The organism is Vibrio sp. 2134-1 (assembly GCF_033339495.1).
The window spans coordinates 1-597 of record NZ_JAWOUS010000675.1 but is presented as its reverse complement, the minus strand read 5'-3'; the positions used below and the strand labels follow the sequence as shown (position 1 = coordinate 597).

General features: G+C 45.6%; 1 pseudogene. It reads left to right on the top strand.

The features are described 5' to 3' along the window. Nucleotides 1–597 (top strand): annotated as a pseudogene (locus R7R78_RS27900) (phosphate ABC transporter permease); the annotation flags it as partial.

Here is a 597-nt window from a genome sequence, read left to right as displayed (position 1 = left end):
CAATGGTTTGATACTTTGCAAAATGATAAGCGAACCTTAACTCATATTCGTGACTTCAAATTAGCGTCTGAACTTAAATACTTATTGCCGGATTCACACCGCAAAGGATTCTACAGTTTCTACACTAACGGTACGCTTCAGAGTCATTACACGACCAGTGAAAAACTGGTGTTGTTTAAGCGAGCTTATAAACAAGCGCCTGCGGTGGCGGCAATGTCGAACAATGAACGCTATCTGATTACTTGGAATGATGACTCGTTAAAGGTGGCGGAGGTCGATAACTCTTACCCTGAAGTCTCGCTTTCTTCACTGTGGCAGAAAGTGTGGTACGAAGGCTATCCAGAGCCTGAATTTGTATGGCAATCTACATCGGCCAGCGATAACTTTGAAGCCAAATTTAGCTTGGTGCCGATTGCGTTCGGCACGATAAAAGCGGCTATGTTTGCGATGCTGTTTTCAGTGCCTTTGGCGGTGCTAGGCGCTATTTATACGGCGTATTTTATGTCGCCACGCATGCGTCGAGTGGTTAAGCCGTCCATTGAATTGATGGAAGCACTGCCGACCGTCATCATCGGTTTCCTTGCAGGATTATGGTTT